The sequence below is a fragment of the Sodalis sp. RH16 genome (assembly GCF_047324245.1).
Lineage (GTDB): Bacteria > Pseudomonadota > Gammaproteobacteria > Enterobacterales > Enterobacteriaceae > Acerihabitans > Acerihabitans ligni.
In genome coordinates, this window is the sequence record NZ_CP178737.1 from 4606181 (window position 1) to 4625696 (window position 19516).

18 protein-coding genes are annotated in these 19516 nt (G+C 58.0%); 6 read left to right on the forward strand and 12 right to left on the reverse strand.

Annotation, left to right across the window (positions count from 1 at the left end; genetic code table 11):
- Positions 1 to 242: 242 nt before the first annotated feature.
- Positions 243 to 1760, forward strand: coding sequence for an MFS transporter (locus tag ACL2XJ_RS20995; protein ID WP_413724386.1), 1518 nt, complete (start codon positions 243 to 245; stop codon positions 1758 to 1760).
- 72 nt (positions 1761 to 1832) lie between these two features.
- On the opposite strand, the gene ACL2XJ_RS21000 is transcribed toward ACL2XJ_RS20995, so the two are convergent.
- The 12 genes from ACL2XJ_RS21000 to rsxA all read right to left on the reverse strand — a co-directional run bounded on the left by ACL2XJ_RS21000 (position 1833) and on the right by rsxA (position 11195).
- Complete coding sequence (locus ACL2XJ_RS21000) at positions 1833 to 2597, reverse strand: creatininase family protein (RefSeq protein ID WP_132921709.1); 765 nt, start codon at positions 2595 to 2597, stop codon at positions 1833 to 1835.
- Position 2598: 1 nt separating this feature from the next.
- Positions 2599 to 3483, reverse strand: a complete 885-nt coding sequence (locus ACL2XJ_RS21005) for a tRNA-dihydrouridine synthase (protein WP_132921708.1) — start codon at positions 3481 to 3483, stop codon at positions 2599 to 2601.
- A gap of 91 nt (positions 3484 to 3574) precedes the next feature.
- Complete coding sequence (locus ACL2XJ_RS21010; protein ID WP_413726931.1) at positions 3575 to 4321, reverse strand: thioesterase II family protein; 747 nt, start codon at positions 4319 to 4321, stop codon at positions 3575 to 3577.
- Positions 4311 to 4919 carry a DUF1062 domain-containing protein gene (locus ACL2XJ_RS21015; protein ID WP_413726932.1) on the reverse strand — a complete coding sequence of 203 codons (609 nt, stop codon included), beginning with the start codon at positions 4917 to 4919 and terminating at the stop codon, positions 4311 to 4313. The genes ACL2XJ_RS21010 and ACL2XJ_RS21015 overlap by 11 nt, the downstream gene beginning before the upstream one ends.
- 403 nt (positions 4920 to 5322) lie before the next feature.
- A complete protein-coding gene (locus ACL2XJ_RS21020; RefSeq protein ID WP_132921706.1) occupies positions 5323 to 5853 on the reverse strand; it encodes a flavodoxin in 531 nt (176 codons plus the stop codon).
- A 115-nt stretch (positions 5854 to 5968) separates the two neighbouring features.
- A complete protein-coding gene (locus tag ACL2XJ_RS21025) occupies positions 5969 to 6229 on the reverse strand; it encodes an RnfH family protein (RefSeq protein ID WP_413724387.1) in 261 nt (86 codons plus the stop codon).
- Positions 6229 to 7002 carry an electron transport complex subunit E gene (locus tag ACL2XJ_RS21030; protein WP_413724388.1) on the reverse strand — a complete coding sequence of 258 codons (774 nt, stop codon included), beginning with the start codon at positions 7000 to 7002 and terminating at the stop codon, positions 6229 to 6231. The genes ACL2XJ_RS21025 and ACL2XJ_RS21030 overlap by 1 nt, the downstream gene beginning before the upstream one ends.
- Positions 6999 to 7655 (reverse strand): electron transport complex subunit RsxG, encoded by a 657-nt coding sequence (gene rsxG / locus ACL2XJ_RS21035; protein ID WP_243701405.1) that lies wholly within the window; start codon positions 7653 to 7655, stop codon positions 6999 to 7001. Before rsxG ends, ACL2XJ_RS21030 begins: the two co-directional genes overlap by 4 nt.
- Complete coding sequence (locus tag ACL2XJ_RS21040; protein ID WP_132921704.1) at positions 7652 to 8629, reverse strand: RnfABCDGE type electron transport complex subunit D; 978 nt, start codon at positions 8627 to 8629, stop codon at positions 7652 to 7654. The genes rsxG and ACL2XJ_RS21040 overlap by 4 nt, the downstream gene beginning before the upstream one ends.
- Positions 8623 to 10071 carry an electron transport complex subunit RsxC gene (gene rsxC, locus ACL2XJ_RS21045; protein WP_413724389.1) on the reverse strand — a complete coding sequence of 483 codons (1449 nt, stop codon included), beginning with the start codon at positions 10069 to 10071 and terminating at the stop codon, positions 8623 to 8625. Before rsxC ends, ACL2XJ_RS21040 begins: the two co-directional genes overlap by 7 nt.
- The gene (locus tag ACL2XJ_RS21050; protein ID WP_132921702.1) at positions 10064 to 10609 is read right to left on the reverse strand and encodes an RnfABCDGE type electron transport complex subunit B; all 546 of its coding nucleotides are present in this window, start codon (positions 10607 to 10609) and stop codon (positions 10064 to 10066) included. Before ACL2XJ_RS21050 ends, rsxC begins: the two co-directional genes overlap by 8 nt.
- Positions 10610 to 10616: 7 nt before the next feature.
- On the reverse strand, positions 10617 to 11195 hold the full coding sequence (gene rsxA / locus ACL2XJ_RS21055) for an electron transport complex subunit RsxA (protein ID WP_413724390.1): 579 nt from the start codon (positions 11193 to 11195) through the stop codon (positions 10617 to 10619).
- A gap of 342 nt (positions 11196 to 11537) precedes the next feature.
- Between rsxA and nifL the strand changes: the two genes are divergently transcribed.
- The 5 genes from nifL (at position 11538) to ACL2XJ_RS21080 (ending at position 19254) form a co-directional block, all read left to right on the forward strand.
- On the forward strand, positions 11538 to 13046 hold the full coding sequence (nifL, locus tag ACL2XJ_RS21060; protein ID WP_413724391.1) for a nitrogen fixation negative regulator NifL: 1509 nt from the start codon (positions 11538 to 11540) through the stop codon (positions 13044 to 13046).
- The gene (nifA, locus tag ACL2XJ_RS21065; RefSeq protein ID WP_413724392.1) at positions 13046 to 14632 is read left to right on the forward strand and encodes a nif-specific transcriptional activator NifA; all 1587 of its coding nucleotides are present in this window, start codon (positions 13046 to 13048) and stop codon (positions 14630 to 14632) included. The genes nifL and nifA overlap by 1 nt, the downstream gene beginning before the upstream one ends.
- Before the next feature lie 437 nt (positions 14633 to 15069).
- Positions 15070 to 17025, forward strand: a complete 1956-nt coding sequence (locus ACL2XJ_RS21070) for an ArnT family glycosyltransferase (protein ID WP_413724393.1) — start codon at positions 15070 to 15072, stop codon at positions 17023 to 17025.
- A gap of 274 nt (positions 17026 to 17299) precedes the next feature.
- A complete protein-coding gene (nifB, locus tag ACL2XJ_RS21075; protein ID WP_413724394.1) occupies positions 17300 to 18709 on the forward strand; it encodes a nitrogenase cofactor biosynthesis protein NifB in 1410 nt (469 codons plus the stop codon).
- Positions 18709 to 19254, forward strand: a complete 546-nt coding sequence (locus ACL2XJ_RS21080; RefSeq protein ID WP_413724395.1) for a nitrogen fixation protein NifQ — start codon at positions 18709 to 18711, stop codon at positions 19252 to 19254. The genes nifB and ACL2XJ_RS21080 overlap by 1 nt, the downstream gene beginning before the upstream one ends.
- Positions 19255 to 19516 lie beyond the last annotated feature (262 nt).

Here is a 19516-nt window from a genome sequence, read left to right on the forward strand (position 1 = left end):
TTGTTATGGAGTTCTCAGTCCAGATATTCTAAGACTAATTAGGGAGGTATATATTGCATGGCATATAAAGGCATTTAGTATATGACTTATTTGCCGTCTGATTTATTTAATAGATATTGCTTTGCAGGATTGATGCATATTATTCTCTTCTTTTTTCATTGAGCCGGAATAAAGCGATGTCAAATGCGCCGGCAATAATCTTGCGAACGCAATAACTGTATCTATTACTTTGGGTGAATTTAATGCAATCTTCCAAACGGTGGCTGGTATTGTCGGTTGTTTCAGTCGCCTTGGTGCTTGTTACGGTAGACATGACGGTTCTTTATATCGCGCTGCCGCAGCTGACCCGCGACCTTGCCGCCTCCGCGTCCGCCAAACTCTGGATAGTGAATATCTACCCGCTGATAGTCTCCGGTCTGCTGCTGGGCGCCGGCACGCTGGGGGACCGACTCGGCCACAAAAAGCTCTTTTTGCTGGGACTGACGGTATTTGGCCTGGCTTCTTTCCTGGCGGCCTATTCCGGCTCGCCTCAGCGGCTTATTGCCGCCAGGGCGCTGCTGGGGGTGGGGGCGGCCATGATGATGCCCGCCACCCTGGCCATTATCAGACTGACCTTTCCCGATGAGAAGGAACGGGCGATGGCCATAGGCATCTGGTCCGCGGTGGCCTCCGGCGGGGCGGCGGCGGGTCCGCTGGTGGGCGGGGCGCTGCTGGAGTATTTCTGGTGGGGATCGGTCTTCCTGATCAATATTCCTATCGTGGTGCTGGCGCTGCTCCTGACATGCTGGGGTGTTCCCGCCGACTCGGCGGATCGGAGCCGGCCATGGGATCTGCCGGGATCATTGCAGGTGACGACGGCATTGGTTTCACTGGCTTACGCCATTAAAGAATTTGCCAAACCCGTGCCTTCCTACGGATATCTCCTGGCGGCGCTGGCGACGGGCATCGGTTTGCTGGCCATTTTCATTCTCCGGCAGCGGCGCAGCCGGCATCCCCTTATCGATTTCGCCATTTTCAGCACACCGCTCTTCACTGCGGCCATCATAGCGGCGATGATTTCATCCGCCTGTTTGATGGGTATCGATCTGGCCCTTAGTCAACGGCTGCAGCTGGTGATGGGATTGACCCCGCTGCAAACGGGGCTCTTCTTCCTGCCGCTTTCATCAGCGGCGATTGTCGGCAGCCTGCTGGCCGGATGGTTGTTGACTCGAATGAAGCGGCCATTGCGTTTGCTGGTGGCGGCGCTGTTGTTATATAGCCTCGGGGCGGCCGGTTTTCTTTTCTGCTACGACGCACCCATGGCAAGCCAGCTGTTATGCCTGCTGCTGCTGGGTGCGGCGGTGGGGGCTACCACCACCAGCGTGTCGAATTTCATTATGCTGAACGCGCCGCCCCATCGCGCCGGCATGGCGGCCTCGCTGGAAGAAACATCCTATGAGCTGGGCGCGGCATTGGGGATCACGGTAATGGGCAGTATCATGTCGGCGGTCTACAGCGATACGGTGGGGCCGTCCCATGGGGCGGATATTCGGGACAGCCTGGATCAGGCGCTGATGGTGGCCGAAAGCCTGCCGCCGGAAACGGCGGCGGCAGTCACATTGCTGGCCAGATCCGCCTTCGACCAGTCATTTTCAGCCGTCATGGCCACGGCGATGGCCGTCTTGCTGATGACTGCCGTGCTGTTCTGGCTCAGTGCCCGCGTCCGGTCGACCCGCCGCCCGCTTGTGGCGCAAAGCCCCTATGATGCCGAAAGCCATTGAGCGGAAGGCGAAAAGGCTTCCATAGGAGCAATGGCTTAAGGGACAGAAATTGTCGCCATGGCCCTAAGCGCGTTATTTATCGTTTTGACGGCGTTCAACCAGGGCAATCATTTGCTCCGTCACCAGATCAAAAAGCTGCTTGCCCAACGTCGCCGATGAACCGGAGGTCCGCGACAATACGCCCCGTGTGGACGCCGAGTCGCCATCAAGCGGCAGCCGATAAATTCCCGCCATGGGAGGCGACGGGTGATCCGGTCGTTCCGACCTGACCAGGTCGGGATGCAAATGCAGCATCAAACTGGTTTCGGTGATACCGGCATGTTCGGCGTGCCAGCCGGGGAAGTCAGGCAGGTTGGCCGCTATCCAGGCATCGGGCACCAAACTCCACCAACTGAATGCGGTTACCGCTCTTTCGCCAAAGGCGCCGTTCCCGCTGAGTTCGTCTATCGCCTCGAAAATAAACGCTTCGTTTTCGTAATGCCCGTTGATAATCACCAACTGCTTGAACGGCAGACGGCACAGGCTGGCTAGGGTGCGTTGCAGGTAACGGGTAAACGTGCCGCCGTCGATATATATCGTGCCGGGAAAGATCAGACCGCCGCCGCTTTGCGGCAATGAACGCACGGAGAGGGGCTGTACCGGCAGATAAAACCCATCAATTATCGCTGCCAGGCGGTGGGATAACGCCTTGGGAATGAGGCTATCGACATTTAAGGGCAAATGAGGACCGTGTTGTTCAATTCCGCCGATAGGCCAGATCAGGGTCTTACCCGCCACCGCCCGTTCGATTTCTGCGCTGGTCAGTTCCGCCAACGCTTTTGCCGCCAAGGATTCCATATCAAATTTCCTTCTTTTGACCAGGGGCCGCCGGCATGATGCCGGCGATCCCCTGATATTCATCAATGATGCGTTTCAGCGTCTTGCCGCATTTATAATGCAACGCGGTATAAACCTGGACGGCATCGGCGCCCGCGAGCAGATAGTCCCGCACATCGCGGCCGCTTTGTACGCCGCCGGAGCCGATAATAGGTAATGTGATCCCCTTTTTTCGCAGATGGTATATCGCCGCCAAGACCAACGGTTTGATGCCGGCTCCGGAATAACCGCAGGGACCGCCCAAGGCCGGCAGCTCGGTGACGGGATCAAAGGCCAGGCCAGAAATGGTATCGCTCAGGGTAAGGGCCTGTGCGCCGCCGGACACGGCGGCCTCTACCCGATTCACCAACTCATCCCCGAGCGCAAGTTTTACCGAAAAGGGCGCATCGGTGTGGCGGCGGACAGCATCTGTATATCGGTAAACTCGATCGGGGGTGTCTTCGCCGGCGGTAAGATCATGGGGACAGGAGATACCCAGTTCCAACGGGGCATCGGTAACCGTGGCGATTTGTCCGGCCATCGCCGCCAGCACCTCCGGGGTATTGGCATGTACTGAAACGATAATGGGTAATTGTTCCTCGGCAAATAACTTCAGCATGAGCAGCCATTGCTGAATAGGGCGTTTTGAATAGGTGGTATTATTCAGCATGCCGGACTCCAGAGGATAAATATTCTCATCTTGACTATCGATGTGAGAAGGGTAAAGGGTTTTGGTGACAACCGCCCCGGCGCCGATGTCGGCAAACTGCCGAATAAGCTTTACACGATCCGTCAGCAGGCCTGAGCCCACGATCACAGGATTACTCAAGCGTAGATTCAACAGGGATCTCGTTGTTGACTGCTCCATGTTTTATTCGCTCCTTAGGTGATGAAAAAATTTAATTCAATAGCGAATGAGACCTTAGCGTTTAAAAAATGTATTTGCGCGAATGTGTTTTTTACTCACGGCGAGGGTGCGTATCACCCTTGCCAAATGAAATAAGCTCAAGGAGATGGTTGAAAAAACCGGGGTCGGGATTTTCAATAAAAAAATGGTCTCCCGGCACGGTGGCCAGACGAAAAATGCCGGTCGTCAACGTTTGCCATTGCTGCATAGAGGCTTCCAGGGCGATATTATCCCGTTGACCGCGAAAACCATAAATAGGAATAGGCAGTTTGTATGACTCGTCCGGCATCCAGTTCAGGCATAATTCGAAATCTGCCCGGAGGATCGGCAAAAACAGCGACGCCAGTTCCGGGTGTTGTAATATATTCCGTGACGCTGGGTTAAACGTAGCCATGACCGCCAGGGTTTGCGCATCGCTCAAGCCCGCGAGGCGCGGGATAAGGGCGCGGTCCGCCGGACAGGCCGCTGAACAGACAAATAATGATGCCGGATGCCGTCCGGAGGCGAGGCACAGTTTCTGGGCCAGCCGAAAGGCAATCCAACCGCCCATACTGGTGCCGAGCAGAGCAAAGCGGGTATGAAACAGACCGCTCAGCTGAGACAGGATAAGGTCGGTTAATCTCTCCATATCGTCAATCGGCGGGAGGCCTATGTCTCTGCCTCGTCCCGGCAGCCGCACCGGATGCAGCTTGACGCCGGGTAAAGCGGTTTGCCATCGTCGATAAAAATCCGCGCTTGCGCCGGCATACGGCAAGCAGATGAGATTAAGCTTCGCGGGATCGGGGGGGTCATGGAGCATCACGGCTACCTCCCGGTTCCGGCAAACAGCGGGGTCCCCCGGCGGCCATCACCCCACCCACATCCAGGGCAATCATCTGAACGGGCCTGGCTTTGCGGTTAAGGTCCCGCCCGGAGACGCCCGTTATCATGCCGGCCTCCATCAGGTTAACGATGTGGCTGCGGGAAAGATTGAGCTTTTTCGCTAAAATAGTCACCAAACGTACCGGGATAGGGTACTGGAGCTTTATATCGACGCTGAGCTGCGGCGTGCCGGCAAAAGCGGTGAGATCATCGCCGTCCACATCAAAATCCGGTGGCGGTCCCAGGACATTGTTTGCACGCAGCAAGGCGTTGTAATCAAATGCCCGGCGGCATATCTCCTCTTGATCGTTAGACAGGAAACGTTCATATAATGCTTGATCTATTTTGCTAATATTTACCCTGGAAACAATATCAATATTCCATGTATATTCACATATTTCGCATTTATAAATACTCCATATATCCAGGATTTTCTTTTGCGCATTCACGCGAAACGTACCACCGGGGAAAAAATGACGTTTTAGGGCACATCTCGGACAACGTCTGATGAGTGCCTGAAATCCAATAGGCCGCACCAGCCACTGGACACATCCTTGTGTCGGAATCAACCCGCACCTCGATTTTAAATTAAATTAACAAAATCGATGTTACACAACCGAATCGGCAAATACAATAAAATTACTTTTTAAGACGGGAATAGGTAGATTAAATGTATTATTTATAGATGTTTCGATAACGGGTTAAGCTATTAATCATCAGGCCGGGATAATTTAAATAACGTTTATATTTATGTCGTTGTTCAATGACAATATATCATTAACGAAAATGAAAGCGAAAAATAAACGCTAATGGAATTATGTCATGAATTTACGGGAATGTGCGCCACAGCGCGGTAGGCACGCGATCACCAAGCGTGCAACGAACCTGTTAAAGGGAGATCACCCACAGCAGCCCAGGCCCGCCGGCCCGGGCAACGCCCTAATTTATAGCGCTTTTAAGCTGCTTAACCCAGCTTTCCACCCGCCCGGCGCTCAGATCCGACTGATTGTCCTGATCCAACGCCAGCCCGACAAACACATCATCCTCCAGCGCGGCGGAGGCGGTAAAAACATAGCCGTCACGGGGCCATTCACCGATAACCGTCGCGCCGGCATCCGCCACGATATCGTACAGCTCGCCCATGGCACTGACGAAATTATCCGGATACGCCTCCTGATCCCCCAGACCGAACAGCGCCACGGTTTTGCCGCTTAAATCCGCCTGCGCCAGGGTATCGGCGAACTCCGCCCAGGACTCGCTCTGGCACTCCGCCTCCAGACCGGGCAGTTGCCCTTCGCCCAAGGTGGGCGTCCCCAGAATAAGTATTTCATAGGCCAGCAAGTCATCAATTGTCGCCCGGTTGATATTAACCGGTTCCGCCGCCTCGCCGTCGAAATGCTGGTGAATCAGCTTGGCGATCTTGCGGGTTTTACCGGTGTCGGTGCCGAAAAAAATGCCGATTTTAGCCATGATACGCTCCATAAAGTTCGCTAATCGCTACAGGGTAATACCCATCATCTTTCAAGCCGCAACTCGAGATCTATCGGGTATAATTTAAAATTACGTTTGGCGGGTTCAGACGGCGTTACTCCCCGTCGTCGTCGTCCTCGCTGCCTTTCCTGGCGGCCGGCAGATAAATTTCCACCCGATCCCCTTCGTTTACCGGCGTATCGGGCGAACATAAACGGCCGTATATTCCGGTACGGTGGCTATCGAGGTCCAGGTAAGGAAACAGTTGCGGCAGCGGCGAGGCCAGAATGGCTTCCCGCACCGTTACCGGCCCGTCCAGCTTCATCTGGATGCAGCGGCCCTGGTCGCCGTTAACATGGGCTACGGAGAATTTCATCAATGACATCCCCCGGCGCTTTCACGGGCCAGCTCAACCGCGCTGGCGCGCAGGGTCAAACGTTTCACCAGCCTGATGCCGCTGAGCAGCATGCCCATCACCACAAATCCCCCCGGCGGCAGCAGCATCAATAAAAAGCCGCGATACCCAGGCAGCAGGTGCATTTCGAGAAAGCGGAAATGACTGCCCAGCAACAGAGACGCACCGCTGAATAACGTCCCGCTGCCGATAATTTCCCGCACCGCGCCGACGCTGGTGAGGCCCAGGGTAAAGCCCAGACCGGTGGAAAGCCCGTCCAGCGCCGCCGGAATAACCTTGTTGTGGGCGGCAAAGGCCTCGGCCCGACCCAACAGGGCGCAGTTGGCGACGATAAGGGGAATAAACAGCCCCATGACCTTATGCAGATCGTGCATCCAGGCGTTCATGGTCAAATCAAGAATCGTCACCAGCGAGGCGATGATGGAGATATAGACCGGAATGCGAATCTGGCTGGGGGTGATTTTGCGCAGCGCCGACACGATAAAATTCGAACAGGCCAGCACCATGGCGGTCATCAGTCCCAACCCCAGTCCGTTGGTGGCGGTGGTGGTGATGGCCATCAGCGGACACAGGCCGAGAATCTGCACGAAGGTGACGTTATTGGTAAAAACGCCGCTGAGCATAATGTCCCGCAATAGCGGCTCAGTGCTTACGCTTATGTCCGGCGACGGCGGCCGGCCGTTTTCATCACTCATGTCACTCAGGTTCTTTTCACTCATGGCTTTTTCACTCATTGCCCCGGCTCCTGTTTACCCAGAAATTGCGCCCGGTACTGGCGATATTGCAGCAGATTTTCATGCACCCCTTTGACCACCGCCCTTGGCGTAATGGTGGCGCCGGTGAAGGCATCGAACTGACCGCCGTCTTTTTTCACATGCCATTGCTGTTCGGTGAGATTGGCCAGGGATTTGCCGTTAAAGCTTAAAATCCACGGGCTGCGGCCCAGTTCGATGGCATCCCCCAGCCCCGGTGTCTCTTTATGGCTGATGACCCGCACGCCGGTGATGGTCCCGTCGGCGGCGATGCCGGTAAGCAGCTCTATCGGCCCGCCATAGCCCTGGGTGACGCTGGTGAGAATGATTCCGCTGGGCCGGCCTTGCAGGCTGGCGCGGTAAAAATGAACCGATTGGCCGCCCATAATCAGGGACTGTTCCGCATCCGCCAGCGCATTGTCGTAGCCGGCGGCGGGGAAGACTTGCGACAGCATGCTCTGGGTGTCCTCTTTTTCACGCTGGATAATCTGCCCGTGGGTCAGCCACCAGCAGCCGGCCACCAGCAAACAGACAATCAGGGTAAACGCACCCAGTAAAAAGGCCTGGGTCAGGGGACTTTCCCGTTTCGGTAGCAATAACGTTAACCCGCGGCTTACCATGGCGGCGGCATTCATAATGATTTCTCCTTGCCGCTCACGTGGCCGTAGGCTTTTGGCTGGGTATAGTTGTCAATCAGCGGGGTCACCGCGTTCACCAGCAGCACGGCGAAGGCCATCCCCTCAGGGAAATTGCCGAAGGCGCGGATGCAATAGGTAATAAAGCCCGCCAGCGCGCCGAAAATCAGCCGGCCGCGCACGCTGCCGGGGCCGGTAACCGGATCGGTGAGGATATAGAACGCCCCCAGTATCAGTCCGCCGCTGGTGAGCTGGGCCAATGGCGGGACGATGCCGGCGGGGGAGATAAGCCAATGCAGGGTGCCGGGCACCAGGCAGCCGAGCAGCGTCGCCACCGGGATGTGCCAGCTGAACACCCGCTGCCACATCAGCCACAGGCCGCCGGCCAGCAGCAGCAAAAAGGAGCTTTCCCCCAGGCTGCCGTTGCGGTTGCCCAGCAGGTTGGCCAAGAGGTCGAGGTGCTGACGGCCGCTCTCCTTGAAGCCGCCCAACAGGGTGGCGCCGGTGACGCCGTCCACCCCCAGGCGGTAAAAGGCGCCGTCGTAAAAGGCGGCGGGATCTACCCAGCGGGTCATTTCCACCGGAAAGGCAATCAATAACACCACCCGGGCCAGCATCGCCGGATTAAACAGGTTCTGTCCCAGTCCGCCATAGATATGTTTGCCGAACGCAATGGCGATGAAGCTGCCCAGGGCGCCCAGCCATAAAGGAGCATGGGGCGGCAGGCTCAGGGCCAGGATCAGGGCGGTTAAAATCGCCGCGCCGTCCAGCGTATGGCCCTGGGCGTTGGGATTGAGCTTCAGGCACAGGGCTTCACAAACAAGCGCCGTCAGCAGGCAGCAAAAAATCAACAGCACCGACTGTGGACCATACTGCAAAAACGCCAGTATCACTGCCGGCAACAGGGAGAGATTCACCCGGTACATCAGCGTATCGACGCTGAGACCCTGATGGGCGTGCGGAGCGGTCAGCATGAGGGATCCTCTGGTGTCGTGGCGGCCCGGCGGGAGCGCCGTGCCGGTTTGGCGGCCAGCGCCGCCGCTTTCGCGGCCGCTTCTTTTGCCAGCCGCGCCTGCCGGTTGGCGCTGTTTTGCCGGGTACGTTCCATTTTGTCTTCTTGGCGTTTCAACAGCCGCAGCTGCTGCTGTCCCCAGTCAAAGAACTGGGTCAAGGGCAGCGCCGCCGGACAGACGTAGGCACAGGATCCGCACAGCAGGCAGGCATTCAATCCCTGCTGTTGCGCCTTGGCGAAACCGTCGTTTTTCAGTTCCGCGAAGAGAGACAGGGGTGCGAGGCTCATGGGACAGGCATCCAGACAACGGCCGCAGCGCAGGCAGGCGCTGGGCTTGGTTTGCGGTAGTTCGTCCCCGGTCAGCAGCAGCAGCCCGCTGGTGCCTTTATTGATGGGAACATCCAGGTCGTCCACGGCGCGGCCCATCATCGGTCCACCCAGCACCATGCGGGCCGGCTGGGTTTTCAGACCGCCGCATTGGCCGATAATTTCCTTGATCGGCGTGCCGATGGGCACCAGGAGATTGCCCGGCTGCTCAATGGCCCGGCCGCTGACGGTAATCACCCGGTGGGTCACCGGCTTGCCGAAGCGTATGGCATGGAAAATCGCGATACAGGTGCCGACGTTTTGCACCAGAACGCCCATTTCCGTGGAGCGGCGATTTTGCGGGATTTGCCGGCCGGTCACCGCCTCAATCATCTGTTTGGCCGAGCCGATGGGATAGAGGGAGGGCAGTATCACCACCTCGATGTGATCTTCCTGCCGGCAGAGCTCGTCAAGCCGGGCGATGGCTTCGGTTTTGTTATCTTCGATGCCGATATAGACCTGCCTGGCCTGGGTAATGGTCTGCAGATAGCGGATACCGCCGATGATAAACTCCGCCTGCTCGCGCATCAGCCGGTCGTCGGTGGTGAGATAGGGCTCGCACTCTCCGCCGTTAACGATGAGGGTTTCAATGGGATAACGCAGGCTCATCCTGATTTTATCGGCGGCGGGGAACATGGCGCCGCCCATGCCGACAATGCCCGCCTGTTCAATAAGCGACAGCATGGTTTGTGTTTCGCTGAGTCCCTCGGCGGCGGTTAACCGGGGTGCCGGCGATTGCTGGTCGGAGACCTTGATGGTGATACAGCCCTGATCGCCGGTGGTCACCGAGGTCACGACGCCGGACAGGGCGCTGTGAACCGGCGCCGACATACGCTCGCGCGCTTCGGCTATCAATTGTCCGGCGGCTACGCTCTCCCCCTCCGACACGATGGGCACCGCGGCGGGGCCGGTATGCTGGCGTAAGGGAATAATCAGCCGGCGCGGCGTCGCCAGCGGACGAATGGCGATTTCGCGGGTCAAGGATTTATGGCTGTAAGGACGAATACCGCCATGGGGTTTCATTCTGGCGTTAAACATACGAAGCCTCGCGGATAGGAAGGCGGGGTTTGGTCGCCGTAGGCGTCAGCAGGGGATCGGCCCGCAGCTGTATCGCTTGTTGCGGACAAACGCTGAGGCAGGCGGCGCAGCCGGTGCAATCCTCGGCTAAAATACCGTGCCGCTGGCGGGGGGCGCCGATAATGGCATCGAAATTACACTTCTTCTGGCAACGGCCGCAGCCGTCGCACATCTCGGCGCTGATAAGGGCCACCATCGGCCCGTCGTCATCGCCGCCATCCACAGGCACATCCAGCAAAACGGCGATGCGTTTCGCCAGGGCCGCGCCCCCTGGCGTGCAGGCGCTCACCGGCGCCTCGCCGCGCACCATGGCCGCCGCCGCCTGTACGCAGCCGGGGAATCCGCACTGTCCGCACTGGCCGTTGGGCAGCAGCGCCGCTACCGATTCGATGCGCGGGTCTTTATCCACCTTGAAATAGAGGGCGGCGAAACCCAGCAAATAACCGATGACCATGCCAATGGCGGGAACCGCCAGAACCGGTAATATCCCATTCATCATTATCTCCTTATCCCGCCAGCCCGGCGAAACCGGTAAAGGCCAGCGCCAGGATGCCCGCGGTGATAAAATTTATCGGCGCGCCGCGAAACAGCAGCGGCGAGGAGGCGTTGCTTTGCCGCTCCCGCAGACCGGAAAAAATCACCATTACCAGGGAGTAACCCAGGGAGGAACTGAAGCCGAACACCACGCTGTGCAAAAAGCTCAGATTGTCGTCCAATACCAGCAGCGCCACGCCGAGCACCGCGCAGTTGGTGGTGATAAGCGGCAGGAAAATTCCCAGGGTGCGGTACAGGGCCGGACTCTGTTTGGCCAGAAACAGCTCCAATAGCTGCACCAGAGACGCTATCACCATAATCAGCGAGATCAGGCGCAGATATTCCATACCCAGCGGCACCAGGATCCAGTGATAAATCATCCAGCCCAGGCCGGCGGACAGGGTGATGACAAAGGTGGTTGCCATGGACATCCCCAGCGCCGAATCCACTTTATTGGTCACGCCCATAAATGAGCACAGGCCAAGAAAGCGCGACAGAACGATGTTATTCACCAGGCCATTGGCCAAAACAATCAGCAAAATTTCTTTCATACCTTCCCCGACAGCCTTTGACGTCTTTCCGGGAGAGTATTGCGAAAGCTGTGCCATATCGCATAGAGCAAAAAATGTTCAATGATAGTGCAGGAACGTGCTTCACGCTGGCGCGCGGCGGGCGCAGGCCGGGGGCATAAGACGCGCGGGACGGGTGCGAAAGGCGGTTTTTGGGCTAAAAACCTGTGTTCAGATCAATGTTTGTCGCGGTTTTTTGTCGGTAGGTATCAAACTTGCACAATTTACATTGTTAATTGTGCTTCATGTCATCCTGTCGCGATACCTGACAAATTGTCGTGAAACGCACAGTACGTTTTTGAGCCAGATCAGGCAGGAGTTTTTATGCGTCTACCTTTATTTGATGAGACATCGCTGCTGGAAAAAACCGCCCACGCACCGACGTTGTCGGCACTGCGTCCGGGTTTGTTTTATACGGCGGTGGAGCAATCATCGGTGGCTATCTCTATTACCGACCCCCAGGCGAACATTGTCTACACCAACCTGGCTTTCCGTCAGTTGACCGGTTACAGCGAAGCAGAGCTGACCGGGATAAATCATAACCTGCTGGCCAGCCGCCAGACGCCGAAAAGAAACTATAGGGAAATGTGGAATTCCATCACCCAGGGCCTGTCCTGGGTCGGGCAACTGATCAATAAACGCAAGGACGGCAGTCTTTATCTGGCTGAGGTCAGCATCTCCCCCATCTTCAGTCCGGACGGCCAGATCGAGCATTACCTCGGCATGCACAAAGATATCAGCGACAGCTATGCCCTGATGCAGCGTTTGCGCAATCAGATGACCCTTATCGCGGCGGTGCTGAACAATGTGCCGGCGCCGGTTATCGTGCTGGATGAGCATGACAACATCGTGATGGATAATCTGGCCTATAAAACCCTGTGCGCAGATTGCGGCGGCGGGGAGCTGCTGGCGGAGCTCGGCTATCCCGCCAATAAAACGCAGTTGGCGGAGGGGGAGCGCGTTTCGCTGAATCATTGCGGCGTCACCCGCACGTTCGGCATGAGCATCTGGCCGCTGTCGGAAGTGAACGAAGAAGTCAGCCGCTTTTTTACCAATGTCGCGCCGCCCCGTACCCTGATAACCCTTATCGATGACAGCGAGCGACAGCGACAGCGCGCGCAGCAGCGTCTGGAGCAGCTTAAACACCGCCTGGCGTCCGGGAAACTGCTGGCGGCGATCCGCGAATCGCTGGATGCGGCCATGGTCCAGCTAAGCGGTCCGCTGAATATGCTGGCCGCCGCCCGGCGTTTAAATCCCAATGGCGATACGCATCCCGGACTCGATGCAGCCTGGCAGGAGGGACAACAGGCGCTGGCCCGGCTGCAGGCTTGCCGTCCGTCGCTGGAACAGGAAGAGCATGATTTCTGGTCGGTGGGGGACGTTTTGCAGGATCTGTCGGATCTTTATCAGCCGCGCATCCGCGGGCTGGGCAAGCTTAGCTGGCATTGCCGTCCGGAAATCCTGCTGGGCTGGGGACAGCGCCACCAGGTGCTGGCATCCCTGAGCCTGTGGCTGGACCGCTGCCTGACACTGGCGGGAGAGCATCCCTCCACGCCGCTTAATATTGCCATCAGCGCTTACGCCCAGGACAATGCGTTCTTTTTCACCCTGCAGGATAACCTGTCGATGCATCCGGTGCAGACCGCGGCCCAGCCGCAAACCTTCACCACGCCGGGGCACGGCATGGAGCTGCGGTTGATACAAACCCTGATCGGTAATCATCAGGGCATGATTGATATCCATACCCAGGCGGAGGGCGGTACGCATTTGACCCTTCGTCTGCCTTTGCCTGCCAAGTTGTTCAGGCATCCGGTCATAGCAGGAGAATCCTAATGAATCATCTCCCCACCTCCGAGCACGTTTCGCGGCGTTTTGATCTTTCTCAGCAGTTTACCGCGCTACATAAAATCAGCGTGGCCTTGAGCCGTTCATTGGATATGGGGCAAACGCTCCAGTCGATGATCCAGGCTTTGTATGAACACGCCTTTATGCAGTACGGCATGGTCTGCCTGTTTGACAAAACCCGCAGCGCTTTATTTATCGAAGCGATCTACGGCGCCGATAGTGAAGTGGTGAAGGGATTCAAAAATGTGCGCTACCGTATCGGCGAGGGCATTCTGGGAACGGTCATGAGCCAGCAGCGTTCGCTGGTTTTGCCACGGGTTTCGGACGATCCGCGCTTTCTCGACCGGCTTAATCTTTATGATTACAACCTGCCGTTTATCTGTGTGCCGATTCCCGGTCCCGACGGCATCCCCCTCGGGGTGTTGGCGGCGCAGCCGATGGAGCTACACGAAGACAGGCTGCCGGCCAGCACCCGGTTTCTGGAAATGGTGGCCAATCTGATTTGCCAAACCGTCCGGATGGTGGGGCACATGAGTATCGAAACCGAAGCCCTGCGCCAGGAACGGGATACCCTGCGCCGTAAGGTCAAGCATCAGTACGGCTTTGACAATATGGTGGGTAAAAGCCAGTCCATGCGGCAAATTTTCGATGTCATCCGTCAGGTGGCGAAATGGGATACCACGGTATTAGTGCGCGGCGAGAGCGGCACCGGTAAAGAGCTCATCGCCAACGCGATCCATTATAACTCGCCGCGTACCCTTGAGCCGTTCGTGAAATTCAACTGCGCGGCGCTGCCGGATACCCTGTTGGAAAGCGAATTGTTCGGCCACGAGAAAGGCGCGTTTACCGGTGCGGTGCGCCAGCGTAAAGGGCGTTTTGAACTGGCCGACGGCGGCACGCTGTTTCTCGATGAAATCGGTGAAAGCAGCGCTTCTTTCCAGGCGAAATTGCTGCGTATTCTGCAAGAGGGGGAGATGGAACGCGTCGGCGGCGATACCACCCTTAAAGTCAACGTGCGGATTATCGCCGCCACCAACCGCAACCTGGAAGAGGAGGTGCGCGCCGGTCATTTTCGCGAGGATCTCTATTATCGCCTGAACGTGATGCCCATCAGCCTGCCGCCGCTACGGGAACGGCAGGAGGATATCGTCGAACTGGCGCAATTCCTGATCGCCAAACTCGCGGCCAAGCAGGGACGTGAGCTGCGAATCAGCGACGGCGCGCTGCGTCTGCTGATGAGCTACAGCTGGCCCGGCAACGTGCGTGAGCTGGAGAACTGTCTGGAACGGGCGTCGGTGATGTCGGAGGAGGGCCTGATCGACCGCGATATCATTTTATTCAACCACAGTGAATCCGCCGCCATGTCCCCGCCGGCGGCGCTCCACGGCCTGTCTCAGTCTTCGCCCCATTCGCAGTCCCAGGGGGACGGCGATATGGACGACCGGCAACGGCTTATCGCCGCGCTGGAAAAATCCGGCTGGGTGCAGGCCAAGGCCGCCCGCCTGCTGGGCATGACGCCGCGTCAGGTCGCCTACCGCATCCAAATCCTCAATATCAATATGCATCGATTGTAGGTAAAAAGCGTTTTCCCGCTTTCGGTTTGGGCCGGGAGCGGGGAAAATGCTATTTTACACGTATTGCGTTCTGTGGTGTATTCCGTCCCGCCAGGTTTGCTATTCGCCGGCATAGCTCGATACGGATAAAATAAAGTGTGAATATATTATCTTATATTCTGCAAAATTATATTAATTAAGTTAAGATTTATTTATATTAATTGTATTTTTTATTCGGTTATTTTTTTAAAAATGCCCGTTCAAAAGTGTCTAATGGCGATAAATGCTGTTATTCTTCCTTAAATAAAAATTTCTCCAGACACCCCGAAAGATAAAGGGCCAGGTCTATTTTTTATAATTAAATAAGGCGACACCCTAAATAATTCGAGTCGCCGCCTTCCTGCAACGTGAAGCATGACGGGTATAGGCTATTAAAATTGAACCAGGTCACTAATAAGTTGAAATATGCATTCAATAGATTACTGCTGCCGAAAAATAAGCTGAACCGTTATGATTCTAACGCCCACCAGCCCGGCGAAGGTTTGTTTACTCCCATGGCCGCCTATCTGCTGTTTGCCGCCTATTTTCTTATCGGCATATTCGGCCGGTTTCCCTGGAAGGCGGACGAACCTTATTCGTTCAGCATCGTCTGGAATATCATCCTGCAGGGCGAATGGCTGGTGCCTTATGTGGCCGGCGATCCTTTTTTGGAAAAGCCGCCGCTGATGTTTTGGCTCGGGGCGCTGTTCGCCAAGGCGTTGCCGGCTGCGGCGGCATACGAATCGTCCCGCCTGGCGGTGGTGCTGTGTATCGCGGTGACGGTGGGTTCGCTCTTATGGGCGGCCGCGCATCTGCATCGGGAACTGGCGCAGGAGCGGCAATACCGGGTCTCGGCGCCGCCGACGCCGGCGGCATGGCGATTGAACGCGCTGGCCTTGCTGGTGGGCACGCTCGGTTTGGCGGAGCATGTGCATAAATTTACCGCTGACCTGGGCCAGATGGCCGGCGCCACCCTGGCGCTGGCGGCATTGGCGGCCGGCACCGCCCCTCGCGCCGCGCCAAGAGAAATCCAATCAGCGCCGCTGCTGCCGGGGATCCTGTTTGGCGCCGGCACGGGTATCGCTTTTCTGTCCAAGGGATTGTTGGTGGCGGGTATCGCGGGCCTGTCCCTGCTGTGCTGCCTGGCGGTATTGCCGGCTTTCCGTCGCCGCGGCGGGGCGGGGTTCTCCCTGGCCGCCCTGCTGGCGGCGCTGCCATTCGCGGTGCCTTGGCCGCTGGCGCTGTATCTGCGGGAGCCGGAGCTGTTTATGCAGTGGTTCTGGGTGAATAATGTCGGCCGATTCGCCGGTTTTACCGAATTGGGGGGCCACCATAATCCTCTGTCCAACCGCCTGCTGTCGCTGATGGCGGGCGGAGCGCCGCTGTCATTTTTGCTGCTGGCCGGTCTGGCGGCAGCCGCGGTCCGCGGGAAGGCCGGCCGCTGCCGGCGGCGGTTGTACCGCCTGTTGCGCCGCCGCCCGGCTTATGGCTCGGTAACGATCTTTCTGGCGGTAGGGCTGGTCACCTTGCTGTCCTCGGCCTCCATGCGGGATATCTACCTGCTGCCCTTGTATCCCGCCATGGCGCTGGCGGCGCTGCCCATACTGAACCGGCACTGCCCTAAAGCGCAGAAATCCGAGGCGCGCAACGCGGATATACAGAGATACGGGGCGCTGCGGGCACCAAAGGCGCAAAACCCCAAGCGGAACGGGACAGACCGGCATCTCAGGATAATGCGCGGAGTCATCAATGCCCTCTGCGCGGCGCTGCTGGCGCTTATCCTTATTACCTGGTTCCAGCTGAGCCGGTATGGCGAACCCCGCCTCCTGCGGCTGCTGTGGCCAAGGGTAAGCGGGGTGTTTCCCATGTCCTTCACGCTGCAGACTTCCTGGTTGATGCAGGGGGCGGCGGCGGGATTGATTGTTCTGTGGCGGCGGGTTATCCGCGCCGGCAACGGGAACCGGGTGCTGATGTCCTGGTCCGCCGGGCTGGCAATGCTGTGGGGAACCGCGTTTTTACTGCTGATGCCGTGGTTTGATGCGGCACGCAGCTATCGCGACACCTTTCACTCCCTAACCCCCCTGGTTAGCCAGGAGCATTGTCTGGCCACCGACGGACTCGGCGAATCGGAACTGGGGCTGTTGCATTACGTCACCGGACGGGCCGGGACGCGGATCTACGCCGGCTGGTCCGGTGAAGGTGACGGTGTCACATTGAACCGGGCCTCGTTGCGCTGCAACCTGCGGCTGGTACAGGATTCATTGAAAAATCCAGGTAAAAAGCTCCCCGCTGACTGGCATGAAATCTGGCGCGGGCACCGCCCGGCCGACGGCAACGGCTTTATTCTCTACCGTCGCAACGGCTCTGACGACTAACCGCGGGCCGGGGCGACATTGCATGTTTAACAGGGGACGCGTTCTCCTTGGCATGGCAACGGGCTGACGTTTAATCGCAGAATGAGCGAGACCTAAGGGGCCGAATGGTTTTGTCGTATTCAAGACAATGTCGGCAAAGCGGATTGTACAACACAGGGCCTCCAACGGGCAGCGTGATCCAACTATAAGAAATATAAGCTATTAAACGCCAGAATTTCCAGGCATGGCATTTGCACCATGACAGCCATATGTCGTAATGCATAAGGCGGTTTACATGGCATCCTGTCACTCCTCAGCTAATCCGGGCTGCGGCGCTTCCGGCGGAGCGGAATTAACCCCGCTCCAGGCGGATAAAATAGCGCAGCACCCCTGTTACTCCCGTTCCGCCCATCATCGCTACGCACGCATGCATCTGGCGGTGGCCCCGGCCTGTAATCTGCAATGCCACTACTGCAACCGTAAATACGATTGCAGCAATGAATCCCGGCCGGGGGTGGTATCGGAAGTCCTGTCCCCCGCACAGGCGATTGCCAAAGCCCGCCATGTGGCCGCCGCACTGCCGCAGCTGGCGGTTATCGGCATCGCCGGCCCGGGGGATCCGCTGGCCAATATCGCCCGCACCTTCAACACCCTGGAAGGGCTGCGCTCGGCTCTGCCGGATATCAAACTCTGCCTGTCCACCAATGGCCTCGCTCTGCCGGAGGTGGTGGACCGGCTGGCGGATGTCGGGGTGGATCATGTGACTGTCACGGTCAACGCACTGGACGCAGACATCGCGGCGCAAATCTACCCCTGGCTGTGGTTCGAAGGCGAGCGCCTGGAAGGACTGGAAGCGGCGGCGCTGCTGCTGGCGCGTCAGGAGGAGGGGATACGTAAACTGACTGCCCGGGGCATCATGGTAAAAATCAATTCGGTGCTGATTCCGGGTATCAACGATCGCCACTTGCCGGCGGTTAGCGAGAAAGCGCGGGAATGGGGCGCCATGTTGCACAATGTCATGCCCCTTATCTCCCGGCCGGAGCATGGCACCGTCTTCGGTTTGCAAGGACAGCGGGAACCGAGCGCGCGGGAAGTCGCCGAGGTACGCGCCAACTGCGGAATGTCCATGCCGCAAATGGCCCATTGCCACCAGTGCCGGGCGGATGCCATCGGTATGCTGGGTGAAGATCGCAGCCAGAGTTTCCCCCTGTCGGCGATACCCCAAACCGCCGAACCCTATCTCCCGGTCATGTACCGGCGCGCGCAAATCCAGGCCGGCATCGCCACCGCCGGAGAATCCGAATCCGCGGACGCCTGCCTGGTGGCTGTGGCCACGCGGGAAGGGGTGCTGATTGACGAACATTTCGGCCACGTACAGCGGTTCCAGATTTACAGCGCGTCCGCGGCCGGCGTAACACTCATCGGAGAGCGGTTCACCCCGCCTTTTTGCACCGATAAGTCCGAATGCGATGATGAAGTCAACCGGCATGAACAGCGGCTTGACGCGGTGGTGGCGCTGCTGGCGGATGTCTCGGCGGTTTTTTGCGCCCGCATCGGCTTAAGCCCCTGGCAGCGTCTGGAACAGGCCGGCATCGAGCCTTGCGTCTCCGGGGCCTGGCAATCGGTCACCGAAGTGATCGCGCTATGGTGGCAACAACACCGGCTGGTGCCGTCGGCCGGAAAAAATCGCATGGGGGCGGCCTGATGGTTAACCGGCCCACCGATAATCTGCTGCACGCACCGGCGGAAATCTGGCTGCGGCGGTTAATGCTAAACCATTTGCAAGGCCGGGCGCGATTCCCTGCGGATATGGGGCTGTCCCCCGCCGCTTACCGCCAACTGGCGCAGCGGGTACTGCTCGCTCCCACCCCCCGGCCGCACAACCTGCGCCAGCAGGACGAGTTGATCGCCATGCTGCAACGCTCCCGCCGACAGGAACGCCAGGGACTGGCTGAGTGGCTGCAGCAATATATGGTACCCCGCGGCGCGCCGTTAAATCAGCTCATCGCCCGCGGCTCCCTGGGTTTTAACCATCTCTGGCAAGACCTGGGGCTATCCTCGCGAGAGGAGCTGCGGGAATTGATGACCGACTGCTTCCCCGAGCTGGTGCGAATGAACCATCGCAACATGCGGTGGAAAAAATTTTTCTACCGCCAGCTGTGCCTGGCCGACTCAGGGGAAATCAACTGCCGCTCGCCAAGCTGCGAACAATGCATTGAACAGGAAAGCTGCTTCGCCCCGGAAGACTGAGCGCCGGCTATCCCAGCGATCGCCGATCGTGCAACGAACGTGTTAAAGGGAAACCGTGCTGATGGGGTCGAATCGGGCGTGGTTTTCCCGCCCGACCGAGCGCCCCACAGCGCGGTAAGCCCGCATTCGCCGATCGTGCACCGAGCGTGTTAAAGGGAAACCGTGCTGATGGGGTCGAATCGGGCGTGGTTTTCCCGCCCGACCGAGTGCCCCACGCGCGGTAAGCCCGTGTTCGCCGATCGTGCAACGAATGTGTTAAAGG